Origin of the sequence: Paenibacillus chitinolyticus NBRC 15660 (assembly GCF_000739915.1) — a bacterium.
Taxonomy (GTDB): Bacteria; Bacillota; Bacilli; order Paenibacillales; family NBRC-103111; genus Paenibacillus_F; species Paenibacillus_F chitinolyticus.
This window is the reverse complement of the sequence record NZ_BBJT01000001.1, coordinates 191,137-207,176: the sequence shown is the minus strand read 5'-3', so window position 1 is coordinate 207,176 and position 16,040 is coordinate 191,137. Positions and strand designations below refer to the sequence as shown.

The window sequence follows — 16,040 nt, the reverse complement described above, 5'->3', positions numbered from 1 at the left end:
CATACTATCCGATCTATGAAGGGGATCTGCAAAAATGAAAAAGAATTGGCTTATCGCCGCATCGGCAGCACTCACGCTCGTATCCGGAACAGGCTCCGCTTTTGCCGCGGATCTGAAAGGCTCTACGGCGGACTCGGTCACCTACACCAACAACGGGGAAACCGTTGCCCCGTCCGTTCCGGCCGTAAACATCGACGGCAGCCTGTATCTGCCTTTTCGCGCAATCAGCGAAGCGACCGGCAAATACGTCGATTGGGACGAGTTCCGCAGCCGTGTCTCTCTGACGGACAAGCCTGCACTGACAGGCAAATACAAACTGAATGCTCCCGATCTTGCAGAAGGCCTCAAAATGGGCATCGGCTCCTCGCTGACCCACCTGCCGGGCGATCCCGACAATGTATTCTATACAACGGCGGACCGCGGGCCGAACGGAGAAGTCGAAGTAAAAGGAACCATGGTCCGCACGTTCCCGCTGGCCGATTATACCCCGACTATTTACAAAATCGAAATTAAAGACGGTCAAATCAACATTCTCGACCAATTCCCGCTTAAATTGAACGGTATTAATCCGGCAACGGGAAAAGCCAACATCAGCGGTTTGCCGAACATCAAAGGCCGGGACGAAGCGCCTTTCGACGCCAAAGCCGAGAAAGAACTCGCTTACGATCCGTACGGTCTCGACGTTGAAGGACTGGCCTACAACCCCAAAGACGATACGTTCTGGATTTCGGACGAGTACGGACCTTCCCTGGTGCATGTAAAACGGGACGGCACCCTGATCGAGCGCATTGTGCCTAAAGGCTGGGCCGCTCAAGTTTCCACACCGCTTGTACCGGCCCGTGAAACACTGCCGGCCGTCTACAACAAGCTCCGCCAAAACCGCGGCGCCGAAGCGGTAGGCATCACACCGGACGGCCGTTACATGTTCATGGCAATGCAAAGCCCGCTGCGTAGCCCGAACAAGGAATCCGACAATTCGCGTCAACTTCGTATCATCAAATTTAATCTGCAAACGCTGGAGCCGGTAGCCGAATTCGCTTATCTCGCGGAAGACGCTAAAGCTTTTAAAGGGTTGAAGCAAGCGGACATCGTCATTTCCGACCTCGTGGTCGTGGATGAAAATACGCTGCTTATCGACGAACGCGACAAAAATGCGGGAGACAAGGCGCAGCTTAAGCGCATCTATTTCATCGATCTGTCTAACGCGACAAACATTCTCGGCAAATACGACGATACCAAAGCAGCCGGTAAAACACTGGAGCAAATGTCCCCGGCCGAGCTGAAAGACCAGAAGATCCTTCCTCCTACCAAACGGACGCTGCTCGATCTGGTCCCTTTCAAATATCCGTATGAGAAAGTCGAAGGCGTTTCTCTCGTAAACGGCAATACGCTTGTCATCGTAAACGACAACGATTTCGGCGTCGACAGCAGCTCTCCGGAAAACGGCACCGAGCTCTGGACGTTCAAGCTCCCTTATACCATCAAGTAAAACGCGCAAAATCAGCAAACCCGGTCAGGACCTCGGTCCGCCGGGTTTTTAGGTTTTTAATCTGTAACCATCAAGTAAGTTACTCACTTCAGTCACCTCACTCTTTTTTTAACATACTGATGCATGCACAAGCGGCAAAAGCCAGCACTCCACTCGCGGCGGTTGTAACGGAAAAAGCTCTGATGTAATCTTCCAGGCCGGCTTCGGCAAGAGGCGAATTCAGCGCAGAAGAAAACAAAATGCCGATCCCTGCTACACCCAAAGCGTTCGCCAAATACATAAAAGTCGTAAACAGCCCCGAACCGGTTCCGGCCGATACCGCCGGCACGCGATTCAAGATCGTATTAGCAAGCGGCGTTGTAGCCATGCCCAGACCCAGCCCGTATACAGACAGAATCAATACGTTTTGAAAATGAAGTAAATGCACGGCATCGGCATGCAGTGACCAAATCAGTATAAATAAACTCGCTCCCATCGTAAGCATCCCTGTTTTTAATACCGCAACTCCCCATCTTTTCACCAACCATGCCGACATTAAAGAAGCGGCGAAACATCCCAAGCCAATCGGTAAAAAAACTAAGCTGGTCGATTTAAGATCAAATTGCAATCCCGCCTGCAAATAGTAGTTTAATACGAAGAAAAAAGAGAACATACTGAGATAGACAACTACCTCCGTGATGATTCCGATCCGGAATGAACCTATTTTGAACATGGAAAGCTTCATCAACGGCACGCGTCCCGTCTCTTCTCTCCGTTTCTGCAGAAGCACGAATAGAAACAGAAGCACAAGCGATAAAAGCAAGCATCCCCAGATCCATACCGGCCAACCTTGTTTTTGCCCGATCGTTAACGGATAAATAAGCAAAAACAATCCGGACATAACAAGAGCAATGCCGATCCAGTCGATACTCGGTTCGGATTGCCCGCGCGATTCGGGAACCATCGGCAGTCCCATCATCACAAGCAGTCCAAAAGGCACATTAACCAGAAAAACGATCCTCCAGCTAAGGCCGAACAGGTTCCCGTCCACCAAAAAACCGCCCAAAATCAGGCCAAGGGTGAACCCTATGCCGATGACGGCCCCATAGATGGCAAAAACCAGCCCCTTTTCCCTCGGGAGGAAGATGCTCTGCATAATGGACAAAACCTGCGGTTGGATCATCGCTGCCGATAAACCCTGGATGATGCGAATGACGATGAGTAAAGTGGGGTCCGATACCAATCCGCCGAACAGGCACATACAAGTAAAACCCAAAACCCCGATCCGTAACATGCGTTTTCGGCCATATAAGTCACCCAGTTTTCCGCCTAAAATCAAAGCAACGGCAAGCCCTAACGAATATCCCGAAAAAATAAGCTGCGCTTCGGCAAAGCTGGCATGGACGCTTCCCTGTATCATCGGAAGCGCCACCTGCATCATGTAATTGTTCAGCGAAATCAGAAGAGTCGGCAGCAAAATCAGGACTAAAGCCATCCAGCGGCGCGGATCGGCATGCGGTGCCGCGCTGGGTTCCCTTGTACAGACAGTTGTTAGATCTTTCACGGTTAACCCCTCCTATCAACCGGCATCAAATGAAGCGAACCAGCCTGATCAATTGATCCTTATTATCAGCGATAAATGAAACGGTGTTCTACCTGTAAAGGTATTTTCTCGCCCTACAAAAGGAGTTGAAGGAACAAAAAAAGGATTCCGAACATGATACCTATGTCCGAAATCCTTTTATAAAACGTTTAAACTGATCTATTCTGTTTCTGCATCCCGATGGGATAACATCTTAAGGTATTCACTCGGATTATACCCATACATTTTGTGGAAGGCTGCCGCGAAATTGCTGAAATTGCTGTAGCCGACGGATACCGCCGTTTCCCCGACGTTCATCCGCCGCACTTCCATACAATAAAGCGCCTTTTCCATCCTCTGCTTGCGTACCAGTTCAAATACAGTCATGCCAAAACGTTCCCGAAAACCTTTCTTCAGCTTGAATTCGTTGAGTCCGACCTTTCTCGCCAGCTCACGGATCGATAACGGCTGTTCGAAATGACGAATCACGAGTTCCCTGGCTTGATCCAGCTTCGCCAGATCGTCACGGTTCAAAAACGTTTTTCCAATCTCCGCTTCATAGCCTTCTACTTCCCCGAACAAAGCGATCAGCTCCATCGCTTTACTCTCCATGTACAGCCTTTTCATCGCTCCGTCATAAGTACAGTTCAGCATATCCGACACACAGCGATGGATTTCCGGCGTATTCGGGTATTTATCGATGTTGCCCTTATGCCGCTGCAGCCAGGATTCCATCCTCTGTTTCTCGGTAAAATCGGCCGCATAATGAAACAGTTCCTTCGGAGATAGCCGGATTTCCACCATATGATTGCGGACACCCGCCTTTTTCTCTTCATATACCAATTCATCCTCGAAAAATAGCACGTTACCCGTCCAATGACTGGTATAACTTTCCTTCCCGCCCCACTCGCAATAAACATCGCCGCTCAGGCAGTAACTTAGCTCAAACAACGGACAAGCCTCCTGAATACGCAGCTTCATATCCTGCGCATAGGTCACGTCTGTTATCACGATTTCCATGTCGGGACGGATTCGCGTTCTGAGGATGCTTCCTTGTCCAACCCCGTGCGGAATCGTAATATGCTGCTCCCATGTCCGGAGCCGGGATTGTCCTTGAATCAGATCCGTAAATTGATCGAAAAGGCTGTGTACCTCGCTATTAACTATATCTAAAGTCAATTCGACACCTTCTTGCCTAATTAATCTAGAGAATAGCTGCATTATATTCTATGCACTATAGGAATACAATTTTAGCTCACTTTATTGAACTAACGGAGATACCCAACGCCCGATTCAGAAATCCGGTAATCGTTTAACTGAAATATTTGAGATCGAACATCTTACTCTGCTTCCATTGCCCTATTGCCGGATAGTTAGTCAAAATGGACTTTTGTCCTCCGCATGAACGTGCATGATCATCAGCGTATTGGATACTCCGAAAATCATCATCGCGTCCTGGAACGCGGCAAGCGACTCCATCGATTCGCTCCTCGTTTTCAGCATATAATTGAACTCCCCGCTTATCCGATACAGCTCGGCAACCTCCGGGGAAGATTCGCAATAACGAACAAACTCCCTGCATTTGACGGTTTTAAACAACATAAATGCCTGTATGCCCAGTCTAATTTACCGGGATCGAATTTGGCTTTGTAGGCGGTAATAATTCCCTGCTCCTCGAGCTTTTGGATGCGTTCTCTCACGGCCGGCTGGGTCATGGAGATGTGGCGGCCGATTTCGGCAACCGGCATGCGCGCGTTCGTATGCAGTAAATTCATGATTTTGCGGTCGGTATCGTCGGGCTTTGCCGTTTCTCTCATCCATAATCCTCCTAAAGCGCTTTAGTAGTTTTGCTTATAAAACAGAAAGTGATTCGGCATGAATCCCTTTAATTATACCTGTCTACTCTCCCGAATTTCCATATAATTAATGGTATAGAACCGGAAAGGATGATTGGCATGCAAAATTTGCGCGAAAAAACGGCGCTCGTCACCGGGGCGAGCCGCGGAATCGGAAAGGCGATCGCCAAGAGATTGGCCCATGACGGTGCTTGGGTAGCCGTTCATTATGGCCGGGACAAGAAGGCGGCGGAGCAGACCGTTGCCGAAATTACGGAATCCGGCGGAAGAGCTTTTAGCGTGCAGGCCGATCTGGGCTCCATGATGGGCGTGGAACGGTTGTTCGAGCAGTTGGACACGCTCACCATCAAACATACGGGCAGCACTTCCCTCGATATTCTCGTCAACAATGCCGGAATCGGCACACAAGGGTCCATCGAAACAACGACCGAGAAACAGTTTGACGAGCTGATCGCCGTCAACATCAAGGCCCCGTTTTTCATTATTCAGAAAGCGCTGCCCCGGCTGCGCACCGGAGGACGGATCGTGAACATTTCCTCCGCCGAAACCCGTATCGCGTTCCCTGCTTCCATTGCCTACGGACTGACCAAAGGTGCTTTAAACACCATGACTCTGCCGCTGGCGAAGCAGCTCGGTGAAAGGGGCATTACCGTGAACACCATCCTGCCCGGTTACACGGAAACCGATATTAACGCGGAGATCCTGAGCGATCCGTCGGTCCGGGAATACGCGGTCGGCATGACGGCCCTGGGCCGGCTCGGACACGTCAGCGATATCGCGGATGCGGCGGCCTTCCTGGCATCGGAGGAGAGCCGGTGGGTCACTGCCCAGATTCTCGATGTATCCGGTGGAATCCGTCTCTAAGAACCAGGCAGCGACGAAGAGGATCGGGAGATTGCGCCAAGCTTAGTCCGTTGCTGCCGAGCAAGCGGTTAAGGGACGAGCACCCGCATCTCGGGGGTACGGCGCGGGACAGCATCCGTTGGCAAATCTAACGTTACGATGCGGATCCGACGGATTTCGCTTGGCCAGCCTCGGCTGCCTCTCGGACAACGGGCTGCTGGTCACCTCCGGTCGCAGCCTCGCTCTCAACGCTCCGGACAGCGGCTTATTCATCAAAAAGACAGACTTCCTTTTAAGAAAGTCTGTCTTTTTTGCCAGGCTGCTTATGAAGTTAAAAAGCCCCGTACGATACGGACATACTCATCCGGTTCTTCCAGATATCCCACATGAGAGCTGTTCTCCAGCACTTGAAAGTCCGACCGGGGGACAAGCGAGTGATAGTAAAACGTAGACTCCGGCGCCGCTTCGTCATATCGGCCGCACAGGAACAGCGACGGCACGTTAATTTCATGAAGCCGCGGTGTCACGTCGTATGTTTTCAGACTGCCGGTCGGGCAAAACTCGGAAGGACCCCACATGGACATATAAATGTCCTTATTAGCCTTGCCCCGGCTTTCCAGCATGACCGCAGGCAGCGGATCGATCCGGCATACATGCCGTTTGTAATATTCCTTCATCGCATCCCGATACTCATCCGTATTCGTTGTGCCCTGCTCCTCGCTGCGCGCGATGACCGCTTGGACTTCATCCGGCAATTCGGCCAGGAACCGGTCCGCGTCTTCTTTCCAGCGTGCCGCACTCAGACAGGGACTGGAGAAAATGACGCTTCTCACTCCGGTTGGCTTGCGTTCGATCAAATAGGAAGCCGCGAGCATCGTGCCCCAGGAATGCCCGAGTATATGAACTTCATCCAGGCCGAGAGCTTCTCTCACACAGGCCAGTTCTTCGATAAACCGTTCCGTATGCCATAATGTAGCGTCTTCGGGTCTGTCCGAATTCCCTCCGCCGAGCTGATCGTAGAAAATAACCGGCCGCTGGTCTCCCAGCACGTGGAGAGCCGCTTTTAGCGGGTCGTGCGTATTGCCGGGTCCGCCGTGAAGAACGAGCAGGGGCGTCCCGCCGCCTTCTCCCGCCGAGCTGTACCACACTTTACCGCCGGGTACCTCGATATAACCTTCTGTATGCCGCATCGTGCATGCCTCCCGCTTTCTTATCATCTTTCCAGTATAAAGGTTTCTGTCGCTTTATGAAATGCCGGGTTCCGAACCTCTTCTTCCCGCCCGCAAAGACAAGGCGAAGCATAGAAACAAGATCAGAGCCGCCGACACATACGGAAAATTCAAATTCCGGTCGAAAAGAACTCCGGCCACGATCGGACCCGTAATATTTCCGAGGCTCGTATAAGCCGAATTCAGGCCCGCTACATATCCCTGGTGCTCGTTCGCCATTTTAGACATCTGAGTTCCGATCGCCGGACGCAAAATATCGATGGACAAAAATACGATAAACGTCACAACGACAATCATCCAGTACTGATGGACGAACAGAGTCAGCAAAACGAACAGACCGGCCATAGCGAGACAGACCGATATGACGGTTCTTTCCCCGAAACGATTCAAGATCCAGCCGAATATCGTGACCTGCACGACAGCTCCGGAAATAGAGCCGAACGTAATGATAAACGCGATATCTTTAGGTGTAAATCCGAATTTATGATCCACGAAAAGTCCGAAAACCGTCTCGTAATTCGCCAGGCCGAAAGACATTACGAATACGATGATCAGGCTGATAAAATACGGTTCCCGGAACGAACTCAGCATCTGAGCCATAAAGCTCTGCTTCTGCGCGGGAGCCGCTTCGGCTTTGACGGGCGGTTCCACCGGCTTCGATTCGGGCAGAATAAACAGCGTGACAACCGCGGCGACGGCGCCCACGGCCGCAGCCGCGTAGAAAGGCGCACGTATGCCGAATTCCGCGATATAGCCGCCGATACCCGGGCCGATGATGAAGCCTGTCGTGATCGCGGCGTTGATAAATCCCATTCCTTTGGCCCGTTCCTCGGTTGTGGTGACATCGGCTATGTAAGCCATAATCGAAGGCATGATCAGCGCCGCACCTATCCCTCCGAGCATTCTGGAAGCGAAAAGCAGAACGGGCGAACTCACGACGCCGAATAGCAGCTCGGATACGGTGAAGATGACCATACCGGCCACGATCATTTTCTTCCGGCCCAGCGAATCGGAAAGCCTGCCCGCGAGCGGCGAGAAAATGAGCTGGGTCAGCGAAAACGCGGCCACGAGTAAGCCCATAATGCTTCCGTTTAAATGAAGTTCATCCATGTAAGTCGGCATGATAGGAATAACGAGTCCGATACCCGTGAACACGAGAAAAATATTAAGCATGAGAAGCAGTACGGCTCCTCGGTTTTTAAGAAGCAACTCCACTTCAATCCCCTCCTCCGCAAATCTGTCTATTTAGTCTATCCCGGGTCCCCTTAATTTTGTATACTGAACGTTCGTTCAGTATGAGAGCGTAATAAAAGACGCCAAAGCGCCGAATCGAAAATTTCTTCATCTGTCACCGGCAGTCCGCCCTATTAACTCGGTTTAGCTACTCCGTGCAGGAAGACGCCGAAAGCCAGCCGGTACAGCTTCAATGCTTCCGCCGTGGACAATTTCCGCGACATCTGGCTCAGCCCCATGATCAGACTTTCCAGTATCATCGCAAGAGGTTCCACATCGGCGCCTTTGAATTCACCGCTGTCCATCCCCTGTTGAATCAGTACTTGATTGAACTTTAAATGCCGGTTCACCAGCCCCGCAATCCGTTCTTCCACATCGTTCGTTTTCTCTTCGTTATTAAAAAACTCGTCAGCCGCTTTGGTCAGGGGATGGTTCAAATCTTCGATAACCATCTGTTCCGCCATCCCTAAGAGCTTCTCGGTCGTTGTTTTGTAAAGCGGTTCTTTTTCCATCCACTTTTCTTCCCATTCGCGCTCCCATTCGTCGACCAGATAAAGGAATAAACCTTCTTTACTTTTGAAATGATAATAAATGTTTCCTTTGCTGCTCCCCGTGGCCTCCACGATATCTTCGATAGAAGTGGATTTGTATCCCTTCTGGACGAACAAGGTCTTGGCAGCATCCGCAACCCGTTTTTTTGTCTGTTCGCTTTGCAGCTGCTTTTTATTCATCCGCTCCGCTTCACTCCTTCGTGGATGGTCTGACGGCATCCGTGCCTGCCCGTCGTGTTCACAGGACAATAATACTGAACGTTCGTTCTGTATCTTATCAAAAACAGCCGATTTAGGCAAATTTTTTATTCTTCGCTTTCGTTTCAATCCATAGAAAAAAACCGGCACAATCTGTGCCGGCTCCTCCGTTATACACCCTTGCAAACTGCGGATAGCATAGCTTTCTTTTTCCCTTAAAAGTCAGGGAGCATCCGGTCCCACTTCTGCTTGAGTCAGCGGATGATTCGTAAAGCTTGACGCGCTCGAACGCTCATCGGCCCCGGCATCGTTAACCGAGCGGGTTTCCCCGTCCATATCCTCCTGGACAAAAGGATAAGAGCCTTTGGCATAATTGATCGCCGGGCTGGAAGCCGATAATTTCTGCAGCCCCTGCACGACCGTCAGCAGCGGATTCTTATTCCAGATCTCGGCAGACGTTCTGCCTTTGTTTGTCACGGTCCCTCCGAAGCCGATGTTGCCTTCGAATACCGTATTGGTCGCTGCCGCCTCGTTATAGAGAATGCCCGAGCTGTTTTTCACGATATTGTTGGCTACTCTGCTGTCTACCGGAGTGAACGCTTTGCCCGAACCTACTACAATACCGGTCGTGCTGTTGACGATCGTGTTGTTGACTACTTGGGCCCGGTAAATTCTCCACTGAGCCTTCAGATCGTCTTTGCTCGGATTCGAGGGATAACCGCCCGTTCCGCCGTCGTAATTGCCGTTGTCGAGAATAATCGCGCTGTTCGTCAGATTTTCCATGTAATTGTTATAAATCTTATGGTCGTTCCCGTAGATGCGGATGCCCGCCTGTTCCGATTTTACCCCGTCGCCGAGAAAGAAGTTCCCGTAGAAACTGTTGTTATGGCCGTGTCTCGAAGTAAGTCCGCCCTTGGACGTTTTGAACGTATTGTAGCGAACGGTATTGTTGCTGCTTTTCACGGAAACGATTTCCGGTTCGCCGTCTGTATTTTCAAACAGATTATACTGGATTTTGTTGAACCCGTCGGAAAGCGAAATTTTGGACAAGCCCAGCCGGATCGTTTCTTTGCCGTTGTCGACCCATGGACCTACATCGTGAAAATAATTGTATTCGATCACATCATGTTGGGAAATGTTCCCCTGGCCGTCCCCTTCATAGGCGATAAGAGGATTGGTGTCCGTTTTGTTGCCGAAATCGTTGCGGTCGATCTGGTTATGATGGCTGTTCGCCCCGCTTACCTGAAGCCAGATAGTGTCCACGCCCCGTGCAGGTAAGGCAAACTGGTTCCGCGTCAGCCGGATATGATGGGAGCCGTTCAATAAGACGCCCTTGTCGGCCGAATTGGCGAACTTCAAGCCCTCGATTGTTACGTAAGAGGATTTTTTGACTTCGAAAGTGGTCGAACCTGTAATGACCGCCTTTCCCCGGTTTGCGGCTTTGATCGTAATGGGGCTTGCCTCTGTTCCGTTTCTATTTTCAATTAAAATCGACGGATTATTCCCGCTAACCGTGTAATTGCCGTCCGCCAGCACAATCGTCTGTCCGGCGCTTGCGGTTTTCAGAGCCGCTGCCAGTCCTTCCGAAGTGGACACGGGGATTCCCCCTTGGCTGCCGTCTTCCCCATAAATTTCGACTTCCGTGTAGCTGTTCCACAAATTGACGGAGTTACCGTGCCCTACAAGCTTCACGTAACGCACCGAGGATACATCCGTAAAATCAAATGTCTGAAGCTGCGCGCTCAGGCTGCTCGTCACATTTGTTTTCACATTCGTATACGTAACGTTGTCCGCCGAAGTCTGAATATCGAAAGTCGATGTTCTCGTGTCGCCGTTCAGGAAGGCAACTTTGATATAAGCGACTTTACGGAGTGACCCGAGATCGAAGCGGATCCACTCGCCGTCACCGTTTGCGGACCAGCGGGTCGACAGATTGCCGTCCACCGTATTAGCCGGCAGGTTGCCGTCATGCTTACTCGCCGTTACGGCGGAAGCGGGTACGGAAAATTTCGCATTTGCCGCGTAGCCCTGAGCGGGAACCAGCATAAGAAGCAGACATAGAGACAGAATGAGCGAAAAGGTACGATTACCGGCGTTCATCATAGCACATCCTTTTGAACGTATTTTTCAGCGCCTGACTTGCAGTTCCATTCTCCTTTGCATAAAACAGGAAGTAGAGTGCGCACTCTACTTCCTGTATACCGTACTTGTTCCGTAAAAGCTATCTTCAAATCTCGAAAAGACTCCTCAAAATCCGGAATATCGGCTTTCTTCTCTAAACAAACTGCACCTTCATCGTGTCCAGCCACGCCCTGGCTATCAGTCCGTGGCCGGCGGCCGACGGGTGTACCCCATCCGGGGCCCAGTAGCTGGCCGGCGCTTCCGTGGAAGCGCGGGCAAACAAGCCGTCGAGCGGAACCAGCCGGGCTCCGAACTCCCGGGCCAGCTCCCGTACGGCATGGATCTTCGGATCGAGGTCTTCCCGCCACGCCTTACGGTCCTCCCGCACGGGAAGGACGAAGGGCTCCATCAGCACGATGCGGGCTTCCGTCTCTTCTGTCGTGCGCGTCAGAAGCTGCCGGTATCCCGCGGCAAACGTCTCCAGGGACGTGGGGTCATTGCGGTCATACCTTCTCCAGCAATCGTTGATCCCGATACAAATGGTGATCCAATCCGGCTTCAAGTCGATGCAGTCCTGCTCCCAGCGGTTTTGCAAATCTTTGACGCGGTTTCCGCTTACCCCCCTGTTGAGAAAAGTGACCCCGCTTCCGGGACAAGGAGCGCCGAACCAACCTGCTATCATCTGAACATAGCCTTTTCCCAGGTCCGCATGATTTTCGCGGTTTCTGCCGGTATCCGTAATGCTGTCTCCTTGAAAAAGAAGGAGTTCTCCCCTTCCGATCGCCCTATCTTTGTGCTCCTTCATGTTCGATCCTCCTCTAACAGATTGCGGAACGGAAATCCGTGCAGGCGCCAAGGCTTGGAACCTCCGAAATACCGGACGGGCCCTGTTTTCCCCGAAGCGGGCCCGATCCGCAGCTCGGGTTCTTCCCCGGCCGGATAAAGAATCGCGTCATCGCCCGCATTCAGCGGAAGCGTGATTGACTCCCGGCTGTCCGCCACCTGCACGACATGACACGCGGTCTCACCGTCCAGCCGCCAGTGAACCGCGCCGGTCCAGCCCGTTCGGATTTCGCAAGGCTCGCCCGCCAGACTCTTGACCCTCACGAAAGACGTGGCCCCGGCGCGGCGGACGGCGCTGACGAGGAAGGCGCCCTCGGCCCGCAAGTCGTGGAAGGCGGCCTCCCGCCACTCTTCCGGCACCGCGGGAAAGATCCGGATCGTGCCGCCCCAGCTTTGCAGCAGCATATCGTGCAGCGATTCGGCCCCGGCAAGAGGGGTCTCGATGACAGGCCCGGCTTCTTTGTACATCGTGTTCGGCTTGATAAGGCCGAGAAGCGCACGAAGCAGGCGCAGGGCCGCGTCCCCCCAGCCGAGCGTGGCGGCGATCGAAGCCGCCCCTGTAAAGCTGAAGCCCCGCAGGTCGCCTTCGCTGTCCAGCCAGTGCCGGAGGGAACGGGCGATCAATTCCCGTTCCTCTTCCCGGTCCGGGCTGACCAGGTGCAGCGGAAAAACCGCCAGCAGATGGCTGAAGTGCCTGTGCCCGAAGGCAAGAGGGACTCCTCGGCCGACCATATAGCCGCTTTCGTCCACCGGCAGCGGCGTCAGATTGTCCAGCACTTCCCGCCACCTTCCGGCAAGGGGATCGCCGTTTCCGAGCCGTGCGTCTGCGGCAAGCAGCGTCTCGCATCCCCACCGGAGGAGCGCGAGGTCGTAATGGCAATCGCTGACGGTCAGCCGTTTGAAGGAGCCGTATTCCGGCGAGATCGACGGAGGCAGATGCAGCTTCCCGTCCTCGCCCGCGTGAAGCAGATGCAAGTAGTAATTAACGCTTCCGCGCAGCACGGGATACAGGACATCCCGCAGCAGCCCGTCGTCCATGGAATACCGGTACTGCCGCCACAGACAGTGGCAGAGCCAGGTCAAATTCCCGATTTCCTCGCCTGTCTCGCTGCGGAGGTCAAAGCTGCCGCTTCTCCCAAGGCCCGCGGAATCATGGCGGTACGGCAGCGGAACATTTTCCCTCAGATGCTCTCTGTTGTCCGCTACCGCTTGGACCATCGACTCTCCGATCGCGAGACGGTTGGACGCGTACACCGGGGAATAACTCATCTGGACGTTCATGTTGAACCAGTTTCGGGCCCAGGGAGTCGGCGCAAGCCAAGGACCCTGATTGTCCAGCAGGACACTGTCTGCCCTTGCCGCCGAGGCCAGTTTATACATCTGAATCCAGTAGAAACTTTCCAGATGCCGGTCGGGGATGGATAGAAAGCTTTGGCGGTAATAGCCGTGCCACCACCTGCGGTGAGCGGACACCCATTCGCCGAAATCGGCGGACGCCGCTTTCCTGACCGCTTCCACCGCGTTCTTACGCGCCTCATCGGTGCAGCTGTTCTGGATAGAGACGAAGGCGACTCTCCGTCCTTCAGGCAATTGCATGACTTTCCAGGCGGTGACGCACCCTTCCCCGCATTCTTCTCCTCCCGCGAAACGCTGGATAGCAATAGTCACTCCATCTTCCCGGGACGTCTCGTGCATGACAAGCGGGATGTACTGATTCACGTTGATTCCGTCGGCAAACTTGAGCACATCGTCCACTTCGGAGTGAGGCACCCATTCCAGGCGTGCCTCCCTTTCCTCCTCCGACGTTTCCAGTTCTATCGCCATGACCGTTTCTTCGGCATGCACAAGCGCCCGGATGCACACTTCACCGCATGTCGTAGTCAGTAAGCCGCGAAGCTCGGCGTTCCACAAATCCACCCTCAGCCGTGTGGGATTATAAATCAGACCCGCCAGCTCCAGATTCATTTCGCCGATCGGCACACGGGGTTTAAAATCATCCCGGTCCGTACGGGTTGCCGTCACATCGGTGCGGCCCATAACAAACCGGAGCGTCCGCCGCTTTTTCGCATGTTCCGCACCGTAGACCATCGCTCCAATCGTTCCGTTTCCAATGTAAGCGCCTTCATTCCAGCTCGTCGGTTTCACGACCCATTCCATATCGTGCTCCGCCATAAATGCCTGCCAATCGAGATCCAGTCTCAGGCTGTCCGTTACGGATGGCTTCATGAAGCTTCCCCCTATCCTTTTATCGCGCCGATAAGAGCCCCTTTAACGAAATATTTCTGCAAAAACGGATAAACAAGCAGAATCGGCACCGTTGCGACGATAATGGTTGCGTATTTTAGCGTGACGGTAAGCATAGCCACATCGCCTTCGGATGCGCCCAAATTGGCGTTTGCTTCCCCCTGCAGAAGAATTTCCCGCAAAATGAGCTGCAAAGGAAACATGGATCTTTCCTGCAGGAAGATGAGGGCGTTAAACCACGAATTCCAGTGGCCGACGCCGTAATAGAGCAGCATGACGGCAAGAACCGGAAGTGAGAGCGGCAGGACGATCCGGAACAGAATGACGAAATCATTCGCCCCGTCGATTTTGGCCGACTCCTCCAGTGCATCCGGGATGCCCTCGAAAGCCGTTTTCATCAGAATCAGATTAAACGTGTTAACCGCCGTCGGAATTATAAGCGCCCACAGCGTGTTCGCAAGCCCCACCCCTTTGACCGTCAAATAAAAAGGGATAAGCCCGCCGCTGAAAAACATCGTGAACACGATGAACAGCATAATCCGTTTGCGGTAAGCGAGACTTTTGCGGGACAGCGCGTAAGCGCCGAGCGAAGTCAGCAAAATGTTGCACGTAAGTCCCAGGACGACCACGAAAAACGTGTTGCCGTAGCCTTTCAGAATCATGGGATTGCGGAAAACGTTCGCGTAGGCGTCCAGCGAGAAGCCGACCGGCTTCCACAAAAAACCTTTGTGCGCAAGAAGACCTCCTGCATCGCTGAGCGAGGCGAACACAACGTACACGAGAGGATAGATCGTTACAATCATGAGCAGGGTAAGTAAAAACAGATTGAAGCCGTCAAACGCCCGTTCGGAGAAACTCCGTTTGTTCACTAGGGATTCCTTCCTTTCCTACCAGAGACTCGTGCTGTTCAGCTTCCGGCTGATCCAGTTGGAACCGAGAAGCAGCGTGAAGTTCACGGCGGAGTTGAATAGACCGACCGCAGAGCTGAAGCTGTAATTAAACTCCTGCAGCCCCACACGATACACATAGGAAGACACGACGTCTGCGGTATCGAACGTACTCGGATTGTAAAGCAGGATGATCTTTTCGAAACCGACGTTCATCATACGGCCCAGCTCCAGAATCAGCAGAATAATGATGGTCGGCATCAGTCCTGGCAGCGTAACGTTCAGCATCTGCTTCCAGCGCCCGGCGCCGTCCATTTTGGCCGCTTCGTATTGTTCCTGATCAATGCCGGTCAAGGCGGCCAAATAGATGATGGTCCCCCATCCGATATGCTGCCAGATGCCCGATGACACATAAATGGTACGAAACCACTCCGGTTCCAGCAGAAGTGTCAAGCGTTCGCCGCCGAAGAAAGCGATGATATCGTTAATTACGCCGCTGCTCGCCGTAAAATCTTTGATGATGCCGCAGATCACGACGAGGGAAATAAAATAAGGCATGTAAGTCACGGTCTGAACCGTCCGCTTAAAGACCGAGTTCCGCACTTCGTTCAGCAGCAAGGCTAAAATGATCGGCGCCGGAAATCCGAAAACAAGTTCATTCAAGCTGATCAGAATCGTATTTTTGATCGTCCTCCAGAAATAAGCTCCGGAGAAAAAGGTCTCGAAATGGGCGAATCCGACCCATTCGCTTCCCCAGATGCCCAGCCTCGGCGAGAAATCTTTAAAAGCGATAATAGCGCCGTACATGGGAGCATAGTGAAAGACGATATAGTAAAGCAGTACAGGCAGCAGCATTACATATAAAAGTTTGTTTTTGCGGATATCGAGCAGAAGGCCGGTCCGGGTCCGTTTTTTTACGGCCGGGTACGGCAGAGCTTCCTGATTTATGGCAGCCATGACACAATTCCTCCGTTCGTATCGGCAG

Annotated in this window: 12 protein-coding genes and 1 pseudogene; 2 read left to right on the top strand and 11 right to left on the bottom strand. The window is 52.7% G+C overall.

The genetic code is table 11. From position 1 onward, the window contains the following. Positions 1–34: 34 nt before the first annotated feature. Complete coding sequence (locus tag PCH01S_RS00855) at positions 35–1,489, top strand: esterase-like activity of phytase family protein (RefSeq protein WP_042225896.1); 1,455 nt, start codon at positions 35–37, stop codon at positions 1,487–1,489. 97 nt (positions 1,490–1,586) lie between these two features. Here the strand turns inward: PCH01S_RS00855 and PCH01S_RS00850 are convergent, their stop codons facing one another. The 3 genes and pseudogenes from PCH01S_RS00850 to PCH01S_RS00840 all read right to left on the bottom strand — a co-directional run bounded on the left by PCH01S_RS00850 (position 1,587) and on the right by PCH01S_RS00840 (position 4,867). Continuing rightward, the gene (locus PCH01S_RS00850) at positions 1,587–3,032 is read right to left on the bottom strand and encodes an MFS transporter (protein ID WP_042225894.1); all 1,446 of its coding nucleotides are present in this window, start codon (positions 3,030–3,032) and stop codon (positions 1,587–1,589) included. 198 nt (positions 3,033–3,230) lie between these two features. Further along, positions 3,231–4,229: a helix-turn-helix transcriptional regulator gene (locus PCH01S_RS00845; protein WP_042225893.1), complete on the bottom strand. Its 999-nt coding sequence runs from the start codon at positions 4,227–4,229 to the stop codon at positions 3,231–3,233. Positions 4,230–4,427: 198 nt separating this feature from the next. Continuing rightward, positions 4,428–4,867 (bottom strand): annotated as a pseudogene (locus PCH01S_RS00840) (Lrp/AsnC family transcriptional regulator). A 138-nt stretch (positions 4,868–5,005) separates the two neighbouring features. Here PCH01S_RS00840 and PCH01S_RS00835 point away from each other — a divergent pair. Beyond that, positions 5,006–5,770, top strand: coding sequence for an SDR family oxidoreductase (locus tag PCH01S_RS00835; RefSeq protein WP_042225889.1), 765 nt, complete (start codon positions 5,006–5,008; stop codon positions 5,768–5,770). Between the two features lie 302 nt (positions 5,771–6,072). Here PCH01S_RS00835 and PCH01S_RS00830 read toward each other — a convergent pair whose 3' ends face one another. From PCH01S_RS00830 to PCH01S_RS00795, 8 genes are all read right to left on the bottom strand, one after another. Continuing rightward, complete coding sequence (locus tag PCH01S_RS00830; protein ID WP_042225888.1) at positions 6,073–6,939, bottom strand: proline iminopeptidase-family hydrolase; 867 nt, start codon at positions 6,937–6,939, stop codon at positions 6,073–6,075. Between the two features lie 54 nt (positions 6,940–6,993). Beyond that, complete coding sequence (locus PCH01S_RS00825; RefSeq protein WP_042225887.1) at positions 6,994–8,193, bottom strand: MFS transporter; 1,200 nt, start codon at positions 8,191–8,193, stop codon at positions 6,994–6,996. Positions 8,194–8,345: 152 nt separating this feature from the next. Next, positions 8,346–8,942 (bottom strand): TetR/AcrR family transcriptional regulator, encoded by a 597-nt coding sequence (locus PCH01S_RS00820; protein ID WP_042225886.1) that lies wholly within the window; start codon positions 8,940–8,942, stop codon positions 8,346–8,348. Positions 8,943–9,182: 240 nt separating this feature from the next. Next, positions 9,183–11,060: a chondroitinase-B domain-containing protein gene (locus tag PCH01S_RS00815; RefSeq protein WP_042225882.1), complete on the bottom strand. Its 1,878-nt coding sequence runs from the start codon at positions 11,058–11,060 to the stop codon at positions 9,183–9,185. Between the two features lie 175 nt (positions 11,061–11,235). After that, a complete protein-coding gene (locus PCH01S_RS00810) occupies positions 11,236–11,886 on the bottom strand; it encodes an SGNH/GDSL hydrolase family protein (protein ID WP_042225881.1) in 651 nt (216 codons plus the stop codon). Next, positions 11,883–14,150 (bottom strand): glycosyl hydrolase family 95 catalytic domain-containing protein, encoded by a 2,268-nt coding sequence (locus tag PCH01S_RS00805; protein ID WP_042225879.1) that lies wholly within the window; start codon positions 14,148–14,150, stop codon positions 11,883–11,885. The genes PCH01S_RS00810 and PCH01S_RS00805 overlap by 4 nt, the downstream gene beginning before the upstream one ends. A gap of 11 nt (positions 14,151–14,161) precedes the next feature. Continuing rightward, positions 14,162–15,037, bottom strand: coding sequence for a carbohydrate ABC transporter permease (locus PCH01S_RS00800; protein ID WP_042225877.1), 876 nt, complete (start codon positions 15,035–15,037; stop codon positions 14,162–14,164). 18 nt (positions 15,038–15,055) lie between these two features. Then, on the bottom strand, positions 15,056–16,012 hold the full coding sequence (locus PCH01S_RS00795; protein ID WP_042225875.1) for an ABC transporter permease: 957 nt from the start codon (positions 16,010–16,012) through the stop codon (positions 15,056–15,058). Positions 16,013–16,040 lie beyond the last annotated feature (28 nt).